This is a genomic window from Paenibacillus caseinilyticus, assembly GCF_027533645.1.
GTDB classification, from domain to species: Bacteria; Bacillota; Bacilli; order Paenibacillales; family NBRC-103111; genus Paenibacillus_G; species Paenibacillus_G caseinilyticus.
Map to the genome: position 1 here is coordinate 25,113 of NZ_JAQAGY010000003.1, position 19,392 is coordinate 44,504.

At 56.1% G+C, this 19,392-nt stretch carries 13 protein-coding genes; all 13 read right to left on the reverse strand.

All coding sequences use genetic code 11. The annotated features are described in order from the left end of the window. Nucleotides 1–6 precede the first annotated feature (6 nt). The 13 genes from O9H32_RS05670 to O9H32_RS05730 all read right to left on the reverse strand — a co-directional run bounded on the left by O9H32_RS05670 (nt 7) and on the right by O9H32_RS05730 (nt 19,127). Nucleotides 7–2,895: a beta-galactosidase gene (locus O9H32_RS05670; RefSeq protein WP_269864918.1), complete on the reverse strand. Its 2,889-nt coding sequence runs from the start codon at nt 2,893–2,895 to the stop codon at nt 7–9. A gap of 119 nt (nt 2,896–3,014) precedes the next feature. Continuing rightward, nucleotides 3,015–4,592 (reverse strand): ABC transporter substrate-binding protein, encoded by a 1,578-nt coding sequence (locus tag O9H32_RS05675; RefSeq protein WP_269864919.1) that lies wholly within the window; start codon nt 4,590–4,592, stop codon nt 3,015–3,017. A gap of 119 nt (nt 4,593–4,711) precedes the next feature. Beyond that, nucleotides 4,712–5,617 carry a carbohydrate ABC transporter permease gene (locus tag O9H32_RS05680; RefSeq protein WP_269864920.1) on the reverse strand — a complete coding sequence of 302 codons (906 nt, stop codon included), beginning with the start codon at nt 5,615–5,617 and terminating at the stop codon, nt 4,712–4,714. 14 nt (nt 5,618–5,631) lie between these two features. Continuing rightward, complete coding sequence (locus O9H32_RS05685; protein ID WP_269864922.1) at nt 5,632–6,603, reverse strand: ABC transporter permease; 972 nt, start codon at nt 6,601–6,603, stop codon at nt 5,632–5,634. 429 nt (nt 6,604–7,032) lie between these two features. Continuing rightward, complete coding sequence (locus tag O9H32_RS05690; protein ID WP_269864923.1) at nt 7,033–8,175, reverse strand: glycoside hydrolase family 88/105 protein; 1,143 nt, start codon at nt 8,173–8,175, stop codon at nt 7,033–7,035. Between the two features lie 85 nt (nt 8,176–8,260). Continuing rightward, nucleotides 8,261–10,534 carry a helix-turn-helix domain-containing protein gene (locus O9H32_RS05695; RefSeq protein WP_269864924.1) on the reverse strand — a complete coding sequence of 758 codons (2,274 nt, stop codon included), beginning with the start codon at nt 10,532–10,534 and terminating at the stop codon, nt 8,261–8,263. A 122-nt stretch (nt 10,535–10,656) separates the two neighbouring features. Further along, nucleotides 10,657–11,826: a mandelate racemase/muconate lactonizing enzyme family protein gene (locus tag O9H32_RS05700; protein WP_269864925.1), complete on the reverse strand. Its 1,170-nt coding sequence runs from the start codon at nt 11,824–11,826 to the stop codon at nt 10,657–10,659. Continuing rightward, complete coding sequence (locus O9H32_RS05705) at nt 11,823–12,752, reverse strand: dihydrodipicolinate synthase family protein (RefSeq protein ID WP_269864926.1); 930 nt, start codon at nt 12,750–12,752, stop codon at nt 11,823–11,825. Before O9H32_RS05705 ends, O9H32_RS05700 begins: the two co-directional genes overlap by 4 nt. Nucleotides 12,753–12,793: 41 nt before the next feature. Continuing rightward, nucleotides 12,794–14,251, reverse strand: a complete 1,458-nt coding sequence (locus tag O9H32_RS05710; RefSeq protein ID WP_269864927.1) for an aldehyde dehydrogenase family protein — start codon at nt 14,249–14,251, stop codon at nt 12,794–12,796. Between the two features lie 13 nt (nt 14,252–14,264). Next, nucleotides 14,265–15,806, reverse strand: coding sequence for an extracellular solute-binding protein (locus tag O9H32_RS05715; protein ID WP_269864928.1), 1,542 nt, complete (start codon nt 15,804–15,806; stop codon nt 14,265–14,267). A 51-nt stretch (nt 15,807–15,857) separates the two neighbouring features. Continuing rightward, on the reverse strand, nt 15,858–16,718 hold the full coding sequence (locus O9H32_RS05720) for a carbohydrate ABC transporter permease (protein WP_406627268.1): 861 nt from the start codon (nt 16,716–16,718) through the stop codon (nt 15,858–15,860). Nucleotides 16,719–16,757: 39 nt separating this feature from the next. Continuing rightward, nucleotides 16,758–17,717, reverse strand: coding sequence for an ABC transporter permease (locus O9H32_RS05725; protein ID WP_269864930.1), 960 nt, complete (start codon nt 17,715–17,717; stop codon nt 16,758–16,760). A gap of 420 nt (nt 17,718–18,137) precedes the next feature. Further along, nucleotides 18,138–19,127, reverse strand: coding sequence for a helveticin J family class III bacteriocin (locus O9H32_RS05730; protein ID WP_269864931.1), 990 nt, complete (start codon nt 19,125–19,127; stop codon nt 18,138–18,140). Nucleotides 19,128–19,392: the final 265 nt, after the last annotated feature.

Here is a 19,392-nt window from a genome sequence, read left to right on the forward strand (position 1 = left end):
GCTCCTTTAAAAATCAGTCTTCCATGTAAACCCCCGAAGCTCCGCATCTTCACCTATGCCTTCTACGAGCAGGGACAGCCGGTTGTCTCCCGCTTGGTACCAAGGCTCCGGCAAATAGATCACATCCTGCCCGCCCCCGGTCATATGCGGCCGTACGCCGCCGCCCTCTAGCCACAGCCTCCCCACCAAATGTCCGTTAAAAAAGGCGGTCAGCTTCACATCTCTGCCCTCACACCGCACCTTGCGGCACTTCGCAGCCAAATCCGCCGGCAGGTCGGTCTGCAGCCAGGCCAATTCCCCGGGCAATAACTGCACGGGCAGCTCGCTCACTGCTGCTCTGCCGGCGGCATCCTCCGACGCCTGCCAGAGCTGCTCCTCCTGGCAGCCTGCGACACGCCACTGTACGGCATCGCTGCCTTCGTACAGCATCACCCTGCCTGCCGTCTGGTGGTAGCTACGCTGCATATAGAGGGCCATTTCCGCTTCCTCTCCGGGTTCCACATATGGGGTCAAATCGACAAACGGCAGGCCTGGCACAACCTCACCTGCATACTGCCGGTTGACATACACCCGAACCACACACTCGGCCCCCGGCACGTGAAGCATCCATCGGTCCGCGTCTGCGGAGGCCGTGAAGCTCTTCCAGTAGATTCCCGACTCGGGCAGGCGCGTCGTCATCCAGCCGCCCCAGCTTTGGATCGAGCAGGACTCGCTATCCAGGTCTCCGGCGGAAAGAGGCTCCCCATCCTGCTTGGGAGCGCAGGTCTGAAAGTTCCAATGGGACGCCAGGCTGAGCTGCCTCGTGACGGTGACAGCGTGCCTTAAGCCCTTAAGGGAGTTCAGTCTCAGCCCCGGCAGCACACTGTCGTCGAAGTTGGTATGGCCCCATATTTCGGCGCGGATCAGCAAATCCGAGACCTCGGCCGGTTGTTCCAGCGGGAGGTACGCATGGCCTCCGCCGGGAATGACGGTGCCGGCGTATGTCCCTTCCGCATACACGCTCAGAATATCGCCTGCATCCTGGAGCAGGACCCCGAGGATCGGCTTCGATACCGAATCGGCACGCTTGGCTTCGTACCACGCCATCCCCCTGTAGATGCCTGCTTCCTCCAGAGGCTTGGCCTGATCCCCAAGCTCCAGCCACTGCTGCGGGAGACCGGCGCCTCCCGAGGGAAGCCCCGCCTTCTTCCAGCTCAGGCTCAGGGGCACCGGCTCTGAGGCCGGCCCGGCTTCCTCACCTTGGCCAGCCGCAGCCGCTTCCGTTTCGGCCCCCGCTTCGAACAGCAGCTCCCCGTCTGACGTGATTTCCAGAAGCCTCGACGCCCGGTGTCTATCCAGCACATGGATTGCAAGGATACTTCCGTCCTGGCAGCGAATAACAGCTGCGCCCTGCACTCCTTGCCTATAGCACAGCACGAGCTCCTGTCCATTCCCATACACCTCAGCACCGCCTTCGACCACCTCAGCCGCATCCGGCACGGTCCATGCGATCTCCGACTCGGAATCCCTCTCCGCCGTGAAGACGAGGGTCAGCTTCCGCTCCGTCGACCGGACGGCCGTCACCTCAGCGGTTGAATAGCGGATGCTTCCCTTGCCGCCCCACTGCGCCAAGGGGAAGTCATAGAGCAGCAGCGGGCAGCGGTCGGCAGCCAGCTTCAACTCGGTATGCTGCGGAATCACCTGCTCACCGTGATGAAGCCTTATGCTCCCGTCCCTTTGATCCACGTTCGGCAGGGCGATCACGTACCCTCCCCCATCCAGCTCCAACACATAGCGCATCCCGCTGCTCACCGTCAGCTCCGTCTCCACACGGAAGAAGCTTGGGACAGGTGCAGCCTTGGCCAGACTGCTCCCCATGGAGCGCAGAAGGCCTCCGAGCAGCCTGCCTTCATAGAACTCCTCGCGTCTTCCCCCCTCAGGGGTGATCATGCCGTGAAAATCATAGTCGGAGGTCAGGAAAGCGAGCGGCTTCCCCCAATTGTTAATCGCGTTCGTGAAGCCGAAGTCCGTACCCGACGTCTGGAGGTAGGGGCCTAACAGCTTGGCTCCGCCCGAGAGCAGACGGCGCAGCAGGAAGTGGGAACGGTTCGTCTCCGTTACACACAGGGGATAGCCCCGGCCTCGGAGCACTCCGGCATAGCGGACCACCTTATCTTCGAATTCCGGATCTCTGTCGTTCGGATAGAAATTGCAGGTAGGCATGACGCCCTCCGCATGACCGCTTGCCTTATACAGATCTCCTTGGCCCGCGCAGGCAAAGAGCGGAACGTTCACCCCGTAAGTCAAGGCCATATCACGCAGCGCGGATATATAGCCCGCGGGATCCTCGCAGTCATAGAAGTCGAGCTCATTGTCCAGCTGTACGGCGATCACCGTCCCCTCCTTCCCCAGCTCGAAGCGGCTCAGGATGGGCATCATCCGGCCGAACCAGCGGTTCACTTCCTGCAGGAAGCCCGGGTCATTGTCCCGCAGCCGCATCTGCCGGTCCGTGAACAGATGGGCGGGCAGGGCGCCGCCATCCCACTCCGAGCAGATATAAGGTCCAGGACGGGCGACCACCCATAGGCCCTCTTCAGCCGCCAGCTTCAGGAAAGCTTCGACATCCCGCTCGCCGCTGAAATCCCATACCCCTGGCTCCCTCTCATGGTGATTCCACGGGAAGTACACATCGATGGCGTTATAGCCCGCTTCCTTCACCTTCCGCAGCCGGTCCCTCCATAAGCCCCTTGGGATTCGAAAGTAGAAGACGGAGCTGCACAGCAGGATGACCGGCGTGCCCTCGATATAGACCGCATCTCCGTCAAAGCGGACCTTCGATTCCAGGGTCCCCTTCGGTCCTGCCTCACGGGCCGTATTCCATTCATTCACCGCATTCGTCTCATTCATCGGTTTCATCCCAGCCCCCTGTTTCTGTTCTATTCCTGTTTCTATTCCTATATCTCTTCCTGCTTCCATACAAGAAGGGCCGTCCCCCAACAGCAAGACCAGCCCTTCTCCTCCGGCAATCTATCCGGTTATTTGCTTTCGACCAGCTTCTTGTATTCGTCGAGCTGTCTCTGTACCTCAGCCATTACCTTATCGTACCCCGCTGCTTTGAGCTTGCTGCGGAGCTCCTCCACCGCCTTCACCGGATCTCCCGCTTTGCCGTAGGCAATGGCCGGACCCATCTGGGAAGTAACCTGCGACATCGCCGTCAGCTGCGAGTCAATCTTCGACTTGTCGAGCACGAACCGGCCGTACGGGTAAGGCTTCTTGATCCCGTCATATTTCTTGTAGACCTCTGTGATGCCGGACCAGGTCGTCGCGCTCGGAATCTCGAAGCGGTCCACCCGGCCGCCCCAGAAGTTCGACGAGAAACTGTCACGCGTCGCATCGTAGCCTTCCGGCTGGGCACGCTTGCCGTCCTTAATGACGTACTGCACCCCTTCGATGCCGTAGTTCATCAGGTAATACACTTCCTTGTTCTGGCGGATGAGCTCATAGGCCATCAGGGCGCGTTCCGGATGCTTGCTCTTCGCCCCGACCGCGGTAGCGCCGTGAGTAATCGGCTGCGAAATCAGGTTATTGCGCGTATCGGACCAGGCGAACATCTGCAGCTCGGAGCCCGGCTGCTTCGTATCCATCTCCACGCGCAGCCCGCTGAACGTCTGGGTGTGGTGCTGGTCCGCGCCCGTTTGGCCGGCCTTCAGCTCATCCCTCACGTTGCCCTTGTAGTTCAGCACGTCCTCCCGCCAGTAGCCCCGGTCCGCCCAATCTTTCATCATCTTCGCGTAGTCCACGAAGGTATCGTCGAAGATCGGGCTGTGCGCGGTGTATCTTTCGTCGTACGATTTGCCCCATACCACAGGGAAATAGCCTGTCGGCACCGCCAATTCGATCGCATCCGTCTTGGATTGAATGAAGCCTTTGGCATGCTCGCCGTTCGTTCCGTTGGAATCCCATGGAATGACATCCGGCTTTTTGTCCTTGATGCCCTGGAAATACTTGCCCAAGGTTTCAAAATCTTTGATCGGCTCCGTAATCCCGAACTCCTTGGCCCAATCCCCACGGTAGAAGAACCCGTGATTGACCCACTGGGTATAACTGTTCTCCGGGATCATATAGATCTTATCCTTGTACTTCGTTTGATCCCATTCCTCCGGTTTGATTTCCTTCCATGTCTCCGGCGCATACTTGGGCAGCAGCTGATCGAGCGGCAGGAAGGCGCCCTTCTGCGCGTTCGGCCAAGCATCCAGCCAGTCTGTAGCCGTCGTGATCAGATCCACGGGCTCGCCGGAAGCCAGCAGGAGATTGTATTTGGTCTGCCAGTCGGCCCACTCTACCCATTTGAGCTCCAGCTTGGCATTGATCTTGTCCTTCATGATGGCATTGATCTTCTCCAGCACCTTCTCGACCTGGCCGTTCTTCGGTTTATCGCCAAGCATGACGTAGGTAATCGTCTCGAACTTCGAGGTGTCGGACCCGTTATCCGCTGCCCCCCCGGTGCCCGGTGCCGCCTTGCCGGAATCGGAGCCGCCGCCTCCGGAACAAGCCGTCAGGCTGACTGCCATCACTGCCGCAAGCAGAGTTTTGCCGATGGTTCTAGTTACCATGTTATTGCCTCCCCTTTGATATCGAGCTTGTGGATACAGGTGCTTGGCGAAACCGCTGCCCTCCCGGATGGGACCAGGACATGCGGATCGTTTATGTTTCAGCAGGCGCGGATATTCTTTTATCCTTTTACCGCCCCTACCGTGATGCCCTGGATGAAATACCGCTGAACGAACGGGTAGAACAGGATCACCGGCCCCGTAGCGACTACGGCCGTAGCCATCTTCATGGACTCCAGAGGCACATCCCGGAGAGGCACGTTGGAAGCAGCGGCGGAATTGCGTATGAAGTCCGCCGAGGTGACCACATTGTACAGGAACAGCTGCAGCGGCCTGTACTTCATATCCGGGGATAAGAACAGCATGGAGTTATACCATTCGTTCCAATACCCCAGGGCGATGAACAATCCGATCGTAGCGAGAGCCGGAGTCGACATCGGCAGAATCAAGCGCGTGAAGATGGTAAAATCGCCGGCCCCGTCGATCTTCGCCGATTCCGTAATCGCATGGGGGATCGATTGGGTGAAGCTCTTCATCATGATGATCAGGAAAGGGCTCAGCAGTCCCGGCAGCAGGACGGCAAGGTAATTGTCCTTGAGGTGCATATACTGGGTGATGAGCAGATAGAAAGGAACGATGCCCCCGGAGAACAGGGTCGTGAAGTAGATGAAGAAGGAGATCTTGTTCCGGAAGTGAAAGTCGGGCCTCTGCAGCGCATACCCTGTCATCGCGACCAGGAACAAACCTGCCGCCGTTCCGACCACCGTAATGCCCAGGGTGACGATATACGATCCGATGATGAGGTCCGGATTCTCGAAGACGATCTTATAAGCGTAGGTGCTGAATTCATTGGGCCACAGATTGAATCCGTTCTTGATGATGGAGGCTTCCGAGGTAAGCGAGGTGGCCACGATCAGCACGAAGGGGAGCAGACAGCATACCGCCAGCAGGGCGATAAGCACATAGGAGATGACCCGGATGATCAGGGATGAACGGTCCGTATGCCTGACATTCATGGAAGCTTGCACGGCTGAACCTCCTTTTAGAATAAGGAATTATCGGGCGAGAACTTCTTCACCAGCCAGTTGGCGGTCAGCACGAAGGCGAAGCCGAACAAGGACTGGTACAAGCTTACGGCACTGCCCATGGAGAAGTTGAAATTGTTCATCAAGGAGCGGAAGACGAAGGTCTCGATAATATCCGTCGTGCTGTACAGCATGGTGTTATTGGCCCCGACGAGGTTATAGAACAAGCCGAAGTTGCCTCTAAGCACTCCGCCCAGGGAGAACAGCAGCAGGATAATGAAGGTCGGCTTCAGCCACGGGAGAATGATGTACCGGATCCGCTGAAAGCCGTTCGCCCCGTCGATCTCCGCCGCTTCCACGATCTCGGAGTCGAGTCCCATGATGGCGGCAAAATACACGATGGAACCGTATCCTGTGGACTGCCACAGATAGGTAAGAATGATGATGTAAGGCCAAATGCCCGGGTTCGAGTAGGTCTTGAGCGGTTCCATCCCGACCGACTTCAGCATGCTGTTGAGCAGACCGTAGTCATAGCTCAATATGTTATAAGCGATCAGACCGATCAGGACCGCCGAAATAAAATGAGGAAGAAACATAAGGGTCTGGGAAACCTTCTTGAAATATTTGTTCCGCAGCTCATTAAGCATGATGGCCACGAAGATCTGAAGGCCGTTCCCGAGCAGGATAAAGGCGAGATTGTAGGCCACGGTATTGAAGGTTAGCCTCCACAGGTCCCCCGACGAAACCAGAAACTTGAAATTGTCGAGGCCGATGAATTCACTGCCGAAGATGCCTTCGGAATAATTGTAGTTAATGAATGCCAGATACAGGCCCGGCATCGGCAGATAGGAGAACAGAATGAAGAACAGGATGGCCGGTACGCACATGATGAGCAGCGTCCGGTTATTCCGCAGCTTCCTCCAAAATGAGAATTGATTCTGTCTGGTCAGAGCGGGCGGCACCGACTGCTCCGCAAACGCACGATTCATTAGGTTTCCCCCTTCGACATAATTTTTGAAACCGATTTCATGAAATGGGTTTCATAATCCATAAAAAAAGAGATGGTCTATCGTTATGGGCACGAAATTCCGCTGCTATCACCGCCTGCATCAAAAGGTATCGGAAAACTGCGACTGCGTTGGAACCAGTCCATCTGAAATACGGACCTATAATGAAAGGGGTTTCATTGGAGTAAATTTTACCCTCGCCCCCCTCATATTGTCAAGAGGCTTATTGAAACCGCTTTTATGAAAATTTAAAGGGACCCACGCAGCAGCTTGGCCTGCTCTACCATCGATTACTACGAACTATTCTATAGGATCAACTGCCTCTCGGCCCATCCTTGGGAACAGAAAAGAAGACAGGCGCACGCTGTCCGGGACGCCTGCCTGCCTCTCACCGTTATCGATTGGTCAACCTCAGGATGCAGCCTCATCCGCGCACGCTTCACGATCCTTGACCCGGGACCGCTCCGGATTCCGAAGCTGCTTGATTTCGTTGTACGCCATGAGCAGCGGCGCCACGCCGTGGCCGTTATTGTCCACGATCTTCTCGCCATGAAGATAATAATCCACGCTGCCGTCCCGGACGACTCCAGTATCGGGATGGGTGCCGAGCCCCGCGCTCCGGCAGATCCCGCCGAGCAGCACTTCACCCTCCTCCTCCCGCAAGTAACGGCTGACCGTACCGTCGAATGCCTTCTTCCCCTGCACGCCGTATTCACCCGGCAAACAACCGAGGCGCACCCCTTTGAGGATCGCGTAAGCCATCATCAGCGTGCCGCTGCTCTCGAGATAGTTATCCGGGTGATCGGCCCGGTCGACCACCTGATACCACATCCCTTCGCTGTGCTGATGCGGCAGCATGCCGTCTACGGTTTCCTGCAGGAGCTGCTGCAGGAATCGGGCGTCGGCCTCCTCGCCCTCCAGCAGCTCCAGCACGTCCACGAGGGCCATCACATACCAGCCGACCGCACGCCCCCATACATTCGGAGACTGGCCGGTGTCCGGGTCGCTCCAGAACATCTGCCTGCTCTCATCGTAGGCATGGCTGTACAGCTTCTTCTTGTCGTTATAAATATTCTTCCGGACGCCCCTGAACTGGGCGAGCGTGTCGGAGTAATCTTTACTCTCGGCATATTGCTTCGTATATTGAACATAGAACGGCTGCCCCATATACAGCCCGTCTAACCATACTTGATACGGGTAATTGGACTTGTGCCAGAATGCCCTCGAGTCCGTTCTGGGATATTCCGACAGTTGCCGGTACAGCAGGTCCATCACCCGCTTATATTTGGGATCCCGCTCCCGCTCGTATAAGGGGAACAGAACGCAAGCCATTCGAAGCTGATCGATATTGTAATAACCGGGATCAATAGCGGGAATATTCCCCTGCTCATCATACAGCCCATCGATGAATTCCTTGGCGAACCGATAGTCGTCTTCACTGCCGGTCTGCGCCCAGCTGTCCAGATACGCCTTCAGAATGCAGCTTTCGATATAGTGCCACCGGACGGAATACCACTTCGGCTGCGCCCTGTACTGCATCTTCAACTTTTCCACCCTAGGGTATGCCACTGCCACTGGATATTCGCTTCCCTTCCGCTTGTATTCACTTGTGTATGCTGACGACGTGTGCTCGCTCAGGTTATCCGTTCGGGCGGCTGTCCCGGTACTGCCCTGGGGTCATGCCGGTCAGCTTTCGGAATGTGCGGATAAAGCCCGTCGAATTCGTATAATTGAGACGCCCGGCGATTTCGGTAATCTTGAGGTCCGTGTTCTCCAGCCACGACTTCGCCATCTTCATCCGGTAGTCCGTCAGATAGTCGATGAACGTGACACCGATCTCCTTCTTGAACACGCGGCTTACATAAACAGGGTGGTACTGGAGCCGCTCGGCGCATGCTTCCAGCGTAATGTCCCGGTCGTACTCTTCGTGGATGAGCTGAACCATCTCATGGGCGATGTTGATATATTGGTTATCAACGCGTTCCTTCATATAAGCAAGCGTTGGCGGCAGAAACTCCTGCTTGAACCAGTCCCTGATCTCCGCCACGGTGTGCAGCTTGACGAACCGGTTCAGAATCGATTGGTTGCGCACGAGACTGTGCACCGAACCCTCCTGCTCGTTCACCAGCCGGCCTACCCGGTTGATGAGCTGAAGCATGACCAGCTGAAAATCATTGAAGCCGATTTCTTTCTCCATGAGCATCTCGATATAACGGTCCAATTGGGTTTCCGTAGAGACGGTATCGCCGGTTTTCATCGCGTGAATGACAGCATCCTCAAAATGCTCCAAGGGCACAAACGCGTTATCCCGCTGTCCAGAGCCCAGTTTCATATCCTCATAATGCAGGATGATGTCGTTACCGAGACGGATTCTTCGTTTCAACGCCTCCAAGGCCTCCATGTACGCATGGTTCGCGCCTGTATACCGGGTGAAGCTCCGGCTGATGCCGATGCTGACTTTCAGTTGCAGCAGTTCGAATACTTTTATTTTGATCAAAGCGGCGGTCTCATAAAAGAGGGCTTTGCACGCATCCGGGTCATCGGAATCGCTGATCAAGATCGAGATCTGGGACTGGTCCAGGAGCAGGTGGCCCAGCATTCGCGAAGAAGGAATGAGCTCGCCAACCATGTTATGGATGGCGAACAGCAGGAGCTCCTTATCGTTCTCCGTAAACCGGGTTTCATGAAGCGAGTCGATTTGCAGGGTCAGCACCCCCATCGATTTTCCTTTTTCCGCGAATCCGTACGATTCACTCTTGTAGGTAAATTCACTTTCAGTCATCTGCCCCATGAGCAGCTTTAGCAGAAAAAACTCCTTCATCTGCCCCCGCTGGCCCTGAAGCTGGCTCTGCAGCTGCTTGCGCGTACTAAAGAGCGAATTGAACCGGTCTTCGATATAGGCGAACTCATCCTGCTTCCGGGGTCCCCCCGCCTCGCCGCTGTATCGTTCCATCATGATCAGCAGACGGCGGAACGGAGAGTACATCCGCCTGGATCCATAGTAAGCGCCGGCCGCAATAATAACAAAAATGACCAGGCAGGCGTTGAGCGTAATGACGGCAATTTTCCTCGATTCCTTCGTTATCGATTCGATCGAGTTGATGGATGTATACGTCCACTGGTTATAAGGAGATACCCGGTAATTCACCGCCATGCCATCCATTTCGAAATAACCTCCGGTATCCGTAAGCGTTTTCAAGTGCAGTAAAGCCTTGTCCGTCAGATTCACCGAGCCCGGATTCGTCAGGAACGGCAGCCCTTCGCGGTTCAGCACAACCATGTTGCCCCACTGCTCGTTCGGCGTCATATCGCTCTCCAGCTTCTGAACATCCATGTCGATGATGAGCAGCGCTCTCGGTTGGCTCGAGGGCGCGATCATGGGCAGCTTGACGACCATACGGACGGATTCCCGTTCAGGAACTCCCTCCTCCATGCTCCCGCCCTTCCTCCCGGTGCCGCCGGCCAGCCAATACAGATTTGGGGGATTATTGCTGTACTTCCTCAGCACCTCCGGGTCCAGATAATCCCGCACCCCCGTGAAGCCGAGATTGCTGATCATCCAGTCATGCTCCAGGTTCACCAGGTGCGTATCCGCTACACCGGACAGCGAGTGGAGATTATACAAGCCCTTGGCCAGACTTGTGATCGTAACGAAATCGTCAGGCGTCAACTCATCATACAAATGATCGGTGACCAGAGAGGAATTCAAATATTGGACGGCACCCATCTCCACATTCTTCAATACTTGCTCGATTCTCATCTGATTCTGAAGCAGCATATGCGTATTGCCTTCGTTAACCTTCTTCTCGGTATCCTTGGAGGCGATATAGTAAGAAATCATCCCAATGGAAATGACCGGTGCAGCGACTAACAATAAGGTGAACACGACCAATCGATACAAGTATCTGGGCAATGGATAACCTCCTCCCCTCTGACTTCATGCGGATCATCGAATGCGGATCATCCAAACAAAGGAACCGGGAAGGACCGAAACAGGGGCTCCCCGGTTATCATTATATCAAATCGTTCGAAAGATTACGCTTTCGTTTGGGCCGTACGATCCTGAAGCTGATGCACCGAAATCGTCCCCCAGCTGAGATCATCCACCTGGTACTTCCCGATCCGCTCCCAGTCGAGCTCCACGCCCAATCCCGATTGGCCGCGGCCCGGCACAAGCAGGTATCCGTCCTGATACTGAACCGGGTGCTTCACGATATCCCCGACATATAATTCCGGTCCGGTCGGATCCGAGGTGTAGTTCAGGTTAACCAGCGTGCTGCCCAGATGTGCCATGGAGGCCGTCCCGACCGACAGCTCCTGCGTCGTTCCGATCAGGCAGGATTTCCCCGCGATCTCCGCAGCCGCCGCGGCCTTCCTCGCGCTGGTCAACCCTCCGATGAAGATCGGCGAAATGTTGAAGATGTCGACGGAGTCCTGCCGGATCATCTCGTACTGCTGCCGGAAGCTCCACACATGCTCGCTGACCGGATGATCGGCCTTCAACCGGAAATGGCAGAGCCCTTCGAAGTCGTTCTGGACGGCCGGACTCTCGATGAGCTGAAAATCGTACTGGCGAAACCGCTTGGCGGCCTGCAGCGCCAGCTTCCATTCGAGCAGATGGCTGAAATCCAGCGATTTGATCGTAACCCGGCTGCCGAACTCCGTCCGTACCCGGTCCATGAACGCCTCATCGGCATCCAGATTCTTGCCGACATACAGCCGGAACGTATCGAAGCCCTGCGCCAGCCGGCTGCGGACGACAGCCACATTCTCCTCGACCTCTTCCATGAAGCGGTGCCGGAAGATCGGGAAGCAGACCTTGATCTTCTCCCGGATTCGGCCGCCCAGCAGCTCGGACACCGAGATGCCGAGCGCTTTGGCGCAGAGGTCATGAAGCGCGGTATCGATCCCGTTCCGGATGAAGTTGCCCTTCTCGTAATAAAACATCGCCTCAGGGTAATAGCTCCCGAGCACTTTGTTGCTAAGCGAAATATCAAACGGACTCGTCCCGAGCAGGGCGGACTTCAGTACCGTAAGCAGGTCATGGATATCAAGCGAGTAATAAGGCAGATGGGAGAAATCGGACATCTCTCCGATCCCGGTCAATCCGTTATCGGCGTCGATCTCGACGATCACGTGCTTGCTCACAAATCCGGTATGCCGGGGCATGCCGACTACCGTCAGCCTAATGTCTGTGATTTTCATTGAACAGCCTCCTCTTGTGCCTTCAGCAGTCCCCACTGCGCCAGCAGGGCCGTGACTTCCTTCTTATCCGATTCGCTGAGCGGATCGACAGGCTCGCGCGTGACCCCCGCCCGCAGCCCCAGCTGCTCCATCGCTTCCTTGACGATCACCACGTTGTTCCCGGCGTTGTACTTGGCCCGCAGGTTCTCGAAGGGCAGAATATCCTCCCACAGCCGCCATACGGTCGTCCAGTCGTCCTCCCGCAGCGCTTTCAGCATGGCATGGGACTTGCCCGGAACGACATTGACAAGACCGGAGGTGAAACCCTTGGCTCCGGCATTGAAGAAATAAGGCGCCCACTTCTCCGCTGTGCCGCAGATCCAGGCGATCCCGTACTCCTCCGGTATGCGCCGAACCGTATGCGTAAAGCGGGGCAGATCGTTAATCGCATACTTCACGCCGACACACTCAGGGAGCGCAGCCAAGGTGAGCAGAATTTCGTCGGAGACCGCAGCATCCTTCAGATACAGCGTCGACGGGATGTCGAGGCTCTCCATAATCTTCCGAAAGTAAGAGACCGCCCCATCCGTCGTAATATAGGGATGAATGGGCTGATGGATCATGACGCAATCGGCCCCGGCCTGCTGGGCATGCCTGCCGAGCTCAATAGCGGTGTCCGCCGAGTAACCGATCCCGGCCATGACGATCGCCCGCCCCTTCACCTGCGCGACGACCCGCTCTGTTACTTCCTTCGCCTCCTCCAGCGTCAGCGCGTAGAATTCGCCTGTATTGCCGCATGTCACAATGACCTCGGAGCCGCTGGCGAGCAGAAATTCGATGTTGGCCTCCAGGCCTTTCCAATCGATCTCACCGGTAACTTCGTCGAACGGTGTGATATGAATGGCTGAGATCGTTTCCAAGCGTTTGCTGAAATCACCATAGTTCATTCCCCATCCCTGCCCTTCTCCAGAATTCTGCCGGCATATCCTTAAGGTGTCACAACCACGGTCTTGACCTGCGTAAAAAATTCAATGGCCGCTCTTCCCTGCTCCCGGGAATAGGAGCTCGACAGCTTCATGCCGCCGAACGGCGCCTGCGGCTCCACACCCGCTGTCTCCCCGTTGATCTTGATCAAGCCCGCTTCGATCCCGTTCACAAAGCGGTGGATGCTCTTCTGGCTCTGGGTGAATAGAGCCGCTGCGAGGCCGTACCGGACCTGGTTGGCGAGCCCGATCGCATGCTCCAGATCGTCCGCTTCCAGAATGACCAGCACCGGGCCGAAGATTTCCTCCTGTGCGAGCAGGCTGTCCGGGTCCACTCCATCCAAGATCGTCGGCTCGATATAATAGCCCTTCCCGAAGTCTCCTTCCGTTCTCGCACTGCCCCCGGCCAGCAGCCTTGCCCCTTCCCGGATCCCCTGCTGCACCATGCCAAGGATGCTGTCATACTGGCGCTTCGAGATCACCGGGCCGAGATAGCAATCGCCCTCCCGCGGATCGGACAGCTTGATGCGCTGGGCACGTTCGACAAGCAGGGCCGTAAGCTCCGCCTTGACCGATTTCTCCACGATCACGCGGCTGGTGGCCGTGCACTTCTGGCCTGCCGAGCGCATGGCCGCGCTGATGATCGTGTCCGCCGCCCTGCCGAGATCCGCATCGGCCAGCACAACGCTGGCATTCTTCCCGCCCATCTCCAGCTGAACCTTGGCGTGGCGGGCCGAAGCCGCCTGTGCCACCGTCTTCCCTACCGCGTCCGAGCCGGTGAAGGAGATGCCGGTAATGCCCGGATGCTCCAGCATGCGCTGCCCGACGACGGAGCCCGAACCGCTCACCAGCTGCACGGTCCCGCTCGGCAGCCCGCTTTCTTCGAGCAGCTTCATCAGATACGATGCGGTGATCGTTGCATGCTCCGCCGGCTTCCAGATCACGGTGTTGCCGAAGATGAGCGCCGGCGCCATCTTCCAGACCGGGATGGCTGCCGGGAAGTTCCACGGTGTAATCAGACCGACAACCCCTAGCGGCACACGGGTGGTATACAGATGGGATACGCCGTCGGTCGCCGGCAGCACTTCCCCGATGCTGCGGAGCCCTTCTCCCGCATAGTAACGCAGCAGCACCACCGCCCGGTTGACTTCGCCTCGGGCCTCGCCGATCGGCTTCCCCATCTCCAGGGTCAGCAGATCCGCAAGCGCCTCCGCATGCTCTTCGACCTTCTGCGCAGCCTTGAACAGATACGCCCCCCTCTCCGCGCCCGAAAGGCCGGCCCATCCGGGAAGCGCGCGCCCCGCGGCCTGAACCGCCAGGTCGACATCCGCCGCGGTCAGCTGCAAGCTGCGTCCTACGAGAATCCCGCTGTCCAGCGGACTGTAATGCTCCTTCAATACACGGCCCTCGGGGTCTACCCAGCCCCCATCCACAAATGCGGTTCGTTCGATCATCGTTGTCATTCGATTCATCCTCCTATTTTTTCAGCTTCGCGTATTCTGCCGTGAACTCTTCGATGACCTTGTCTCCGCCCATGTTCCTCCACGCCTCGAGCTCTGCCTGGAAGCCGGCCTCGTCGAGTTTGCCCATAATGTATTTGGTCTGGGCGTCGCGAATGTGCGTGTCCAGCTCGGAGCCATTCTCCACGTAGGTCTTGGAGTTTAGCGTGAGCGCCACATTCGGAACGGCATTCTTCAGGTTGTCCGAGACGACCTTCCAGCCTTTCTCCTGCAGTTCATCCAGCTTCAGAGGCAGCCCTTTGCCCGTCACCTCGAACGACGGCAGGCTGTCGCGGAACGGCTTCACCTCCAAGTTGAAGAGATTCAGATCGAGGAACTGCGCTTTCCCGTCGTCCGTTTTCTTGAAATGCTTGCCTTCCATTCCGCGGGTGAGCAGCGTAGACATCTCCGGCTCCAGCAGCTTGTCGAAGAAGGCCAGCAGACGCTTCAGCTCCTCCTCCGACTTCACGCTCGATTTGGGGAAGACGAAGAACCCGTTGTTCCCCGGCTCCGCCGGTACCCGGTTGCCGCCAGGGCCTGCGAACGGAACAATGTCCACTACCGCATCCGGCACAGCCTTCTTCAGGTTATTGGCGGATGTAGCCGCGGCGGAGGCCACGGTATTGACCCGAATCGCCACTTTGCCGGCATTCCACTTGTTGTCGGCATCCGCCGCTTGGACGACGGAGAAGTCCTGGTTGATGAGCTTCTCCGCATATAACCGCCTCAGCAGGTTAAGCGAGTCCTGGTAAGGCCCCGTCATGAACTCCGGGATGACCTTGCCGTCCACTACCCCCCATTTGTTCGGAGCTCCTTGAGCGACCGCGAACCGGGTAAGGAACGCGCTGCTGGACACCGGGTCATTATACGATTTGTCGAGAAACATCCCGTACGTGTCGGCTTGGCCGTTCTTATCGGGATCCTTTTCCGCGACGGTTTTCATCATGCTGTACCATTCGTCGATCGTCACCGGAGTCTTCAGCCCCAGCCCGTCGAACCAGTCTTTGCGGTGCGTCAGGCCGGCCCTCCCGATGTCCCGGTACAGCGGGAGTCCGTAGAGCTTGCCATCCACCTTGATGTTGTCGTAATGCATCGGGTTCGGCTCGGCCAGATTCTTGTAATCCTTCAGATACGGACCGATCTCCCAGAACAAGCCGGATTGGATCGCGCTGAGCGTGGTCGCATTGAAGGTCAGCTTGAACGCTTTGGGCATATCGCCGGAGGCGATCATGACGTTCTTTTTGTCCTCGAACGCCGCGGTCGGAATCCATTGAATCTCTAGTTTGGTGTTCGTGTATTTCTCGATGGCCCGTTCCACTTCGCTATCCGCTTTGGGTGCCTCGCCGACCTGCGGCGTCCCGATCGTAATCTCCAGCGGCCCCTCGCCTGCTTCCCCCTTGGACAGGCTGCCCGAATCTTTAGCTGCCGTCTGATCGCTGCTGCAGCCGGCGAGTGATCCTGCGGCCAGCGCCACGGAAAGAACCAGAGCTGCGCCATGGCCATAACGTTTTCTCTCCATATCAAACCTCTCCTTCTCCCTTTGATTGTAACGAATGAGAGCCGGTACCGGCTAACCTTTGACCGATCCCAGCATAACGCCCTTCGCAAAGTGCTTCTGGAGAAACGGATACACGAGCAAGATCGGCACCGTCGCAATGACGATCGAAGCCATCCGTATCGTCTGCGGCAAATAATCCTCTGGATCCTGCTGCGTGGTGGAGTCCCCGATCTGATCCTGTGAGAGCAGCACAATCTGCCGGAGGACAATCTGAACCGGAAATTTCACGGAATCGTTGATGTACATGACGGCGTTGAAGTACGTGTTCCAGTGACCCACCGCATAGAACAAGCCGAAAGTCGCCATAGCCGGCAGGGATAAGGGCAGTACGATACGAAACAGGATCCCGAGATCGCTGCAGCCGTCGATTCTCGCCGCGTCCTCCAGCCCATCCGGAATCTGCTGGAAGAAGTTCTTCAGTACGATCAGATTGAAGGCGCTGATCGCCGTGGGGATCATCAGCGACCAATACGTATTGATCATGCCGAACGCCTTCACGACAAAGTAAGTCGGAATCATCCCCCCGCTGAACAGCATCGTGATCAGAACCAGTAGCAGGATCGTGCGCCTGCCCTTCAGGGTGCTGCGTGCCAGCGGGTATGCCGTGATCGAGGTGAAGAACAGATTGATGGCTGTTCCGAACACCGTAATGTATACCGAAATCAGGATCGCTCTCAGCATCGTATCCGTCGAGAAAATATATCGATAGGCAGCCAGTGTGAACTCCTTCGGGAACAGCATCAAGCCTCCCTTGACCACCTCCGCCGGAGAGGTCAGCGATACGGCAAGGATGTACAGGAACGGAATGACCGTAATCAGCGAAAAGAGCAGCAGCAGGGAGGTATTGACCGCCTGAAACACCTTGCTGCCCATCGTCCGGTTCTCTATTGACACTTCATTCTCCCCCTCTCGTTAGTAGACGCCCTCTTCACCGAATTTCTTAGCAAGCCAATTGGCGCCGAGTACCAGGACAAGACCCACCGCCGATTTGAACAATCCTACCGCCGCACTGTAGCTGTACTGCGCTTGCGTTAACCCTTTGAGGTAGACGTAGGTATCGAATACTTCCCCGACTTCCCTGTTCACGGAATTCAGCATGAGGAAGATATGCTCGAAGCCGGTATCCAGGAAGCTGCCCAGACGCAGAATGAACAGGATGACGATCGTGCTCCGGATCGCGGGAAGCGTCACGTGCCAGAGCTGCCGCCAGCGGCCTGCCCCATCGATGCGTGCCGCCTCGTAGAGCTGCAGATCGACGCCGGACAGAGCCGCCAGGAAAATGATCGTTCCCCATCCGGCTTCCTTCCAGATGGATTGGCTGATGATCATCGTCCGGAACCATTCCTCGCTGAGCAGGAAGGGAATCTTCTCCATGCCAAGCCGGGCGATGATCTCGTTGACGATGCCTCCTTCGGTCGTAAGCAGCACATAGAAAATCCCGACGGCGACCACCCACGAAACGAAATGCGGCAGGTACAGCATTGTCTGAACGAAGCCCTTGAACCTTTCCCTGCGCACCTCATTCAACATCAAGGCCAGGATGATCGGCAGCGGAAAGAAGAACACCAGGTTATACATCGCAAGAACAAACGTATTCCGGAACAGCATCCAGAACTGCGGCTCGGTGAAGAACCGTTCGAAATGCTTCAACCCTACCCAGGGACTGTCCAAAAAGCCGATATGCGGCTTGTAGTCCTGGAAGGCAATGGCTAATCCGAACATGGGCACGTACTTGAATAATAGAAAGTACAGCATGCCCGGGACCAGAAGGATATACAACCATTTGTCTCTTAGGATCTGTCGTCCCGCCGGGAAGCGTTTTGTCTTTATGGCAGAAACCGCAGCCAGCTGAACATCATAATGCCGCTTCATCCATTCCCCTCCTTTTGTTGTTGTTCGCCGCACCCGGGATAGCGCTTACAAAATCGATCATAAAAGACAAGGGCCTGACAGGCAATAGTACGCGCGCAACCAATCGCACAGCATCGCCGAGGCCTGATGCCATGGGCTTTCTCCGCCAGGATGATCATCTTTTGCATCGGCATCGTACTCGTTTAACCTCGGCAAGCTGCCCCTTGGATGGGGTCTTCGTCTACTATAGGTGCAGCTATCCCGTACCTGAAGGCGGTTATGGGAGAATCCCGTTCCAGACAAAAAAGACCGCCTAAAGACTAGGCGCTCCGTATGCTGTACGTTCACTGACTTGACCCCAACAAATAGTAAAAAAAAGCCGCGATTTACGCGGCCGTTCATGGCAAGAACTTGATGATTTCCTATCAGCGGCATGTTGCTTCAAAATATGCTATCGGGAACGTAATAAATCTTCTGCGTATTTTGTTTATTTACCGGGTCTGTAACGATCGTAAAATAAACGTTATCGTCTTTCGTCTGTACTCCCTCGATTTCATGAGTTCCCACATTTGTAATTTTCACCAGCGTTTTGTAGGCTCCTGTGCTTGTCATCTTAGCAATCTGCGGAACTTGGCCTTCCGCACCGCCTGACGTATAGATGTCCGTTTTACCAAGCAGATCAAGCCCCTGGAAAGATCCGTTCGGTCTAATGATATCACTGCCTGACTGTGTAAAGCTGGTAACGGCTGCGTTGACCGCCGCCGCGCTGTCCAGTCGTACCTGATCATTGCTGTCGAGAAGTTTATTTAATGCCACCGTGTCGTAAATGGTCCAGGTTACCGATCCTTCTGCGGTCTGTACGCGAAATAGAGTATAGGTACTGTTGCCGCCGCCATCCACACGGTAGGTTTCACCTAATCTTGTACCGCCCGTATTGGCGTAATTCATATAAGTGAGCCGATGCAGGTCGGTATAATCAACCGTCTTGCCTGGAGAATATTGAAGTCTTGCTACCTGAAGCGACCAACGATAGGTGGTTGAAGGGTCCGCCTTGGAACTAAAATAAAAATAATTGATTCCATTGTAAGTATACATGTCGAGGGTTTGGCAATGTCCTGTATTGGTGAGGGTCATTTCATCCACGTACGTTGCGTTATTTCCGTTTATGAGCAATCGGGATAGATAGCATGTTCCCCCAGACCGCTGCGTAACATAAACATACTTCGAAGCGATGTAAGCTTTCTGGACCGCCACGTTGTGTTTAAGTCCTTTGAGATTGAAGGCGAGTGTTGCTGCAGCGTTTACCGTTTTTGCAGGAGCTGCGGCGGATGCAGGCATAACAGACATGCCAAGCATAAGAATCGCAAGCGCAAAAGATGTAAGGAGTTTGAGCCTCCTTTGAATAAGGCTCAAAGCTTGAATTTTGAACATACGGGTACCTCCCTTGTTGGGTGTTATAGATTTATCAGCATGCGTACAACCTGCGCGTACAGATCACTACTCCACATCCTTCCTTTATAATATGTTCTCATGTTATCTTTCCCTTGCCCGGAGCGTCAAGGTCAGCACGGCTATGGGTCTGACGATCGGCAAGTTGTCCGACAACAGCAAACAATAAAACCTCCTTTAAATTCCCTGCTCGATAATCAGGGTTATTAAAGAAGGTTCTGTTCTTTAGCATGCATCATCCCAGTAC

Excerpts from the sequence above, each read along its gene's own strand:
- O9H32_RS05670 (WP_269864918.1), bottom strand. The coding sequence starts at position 2,895 with ATGAAACCGATGAATGAGACGAATGCGGTGAATGAATGGAATACGGCC.
- O9H32_RS05675 (WP_269864919.1), bottom strand. The coding sequence starts at position 4,592 with ATGGTAACTAGAACCATCGGCAAAACTCTGCTTGCGGCAGTGATGGCA.
- O9H32_RS05685 (WP_269864922.1), bottom strand. The coding sequence starts at position 6,603 with ATGAATCGTGCGTTTGCGGAGCAGTCGGTGCCGCCCGCTCTGACCAGA.
- O9H32_RS05700 (WP_269864925.1), bottom strand. The coding sequence starts at position 11,826 with ATGAAAATCACAGACATTAGGCTGACGGTAGTCGGCATGCCCCGGCAT.
- O9H32_RS05705 (WP_269864926.1), bottom strand. The coding sequence starts at position 12,752 with ATGAACTATGGTGATTTCAGCAAACGCTTGGAAACGATCTCAGCCATT.
- O9H32_RS05710 (WP_269864927.1), bottom strand. The coding sequence starts at position 14,251 with ATGACAACGATGATCGAACGAACCGCATTTGTGGATGGGGGCTGGGTA.
- O9H32_RS05715 (WP_269864928.1), bottom strand. The coding sequence starts at position 15,806 with ATGGAGAGAAAACGTTATGGCCATGGCGCAGCTCTGGTTCTTTCCGTG.
- O9H32_RS05720 (WP_406627268.1), bottom strand. The coding sequence starts at position 16,718 with ATGGGCAGCAAGGTGTTTCAGGCGGTCAATACCTCCCTGCTGCTGCTC.
- O9H32_RS05725 (WP_269864930.1), bottom strand. The coding sequence starts at position 17,717 with ATGAAGCGGCATTATGATGTTCAGCTGGCTGCGGTTTCTGCCATAAAG.
- O9H32_RS05730 (WP_269864931.1), bottom strand. The coding sequence starts at position 19,127 with ATGTTCAAAATTCAAGCTTTGAGCCTTATTCAAAGGAGGCTCAAACTC.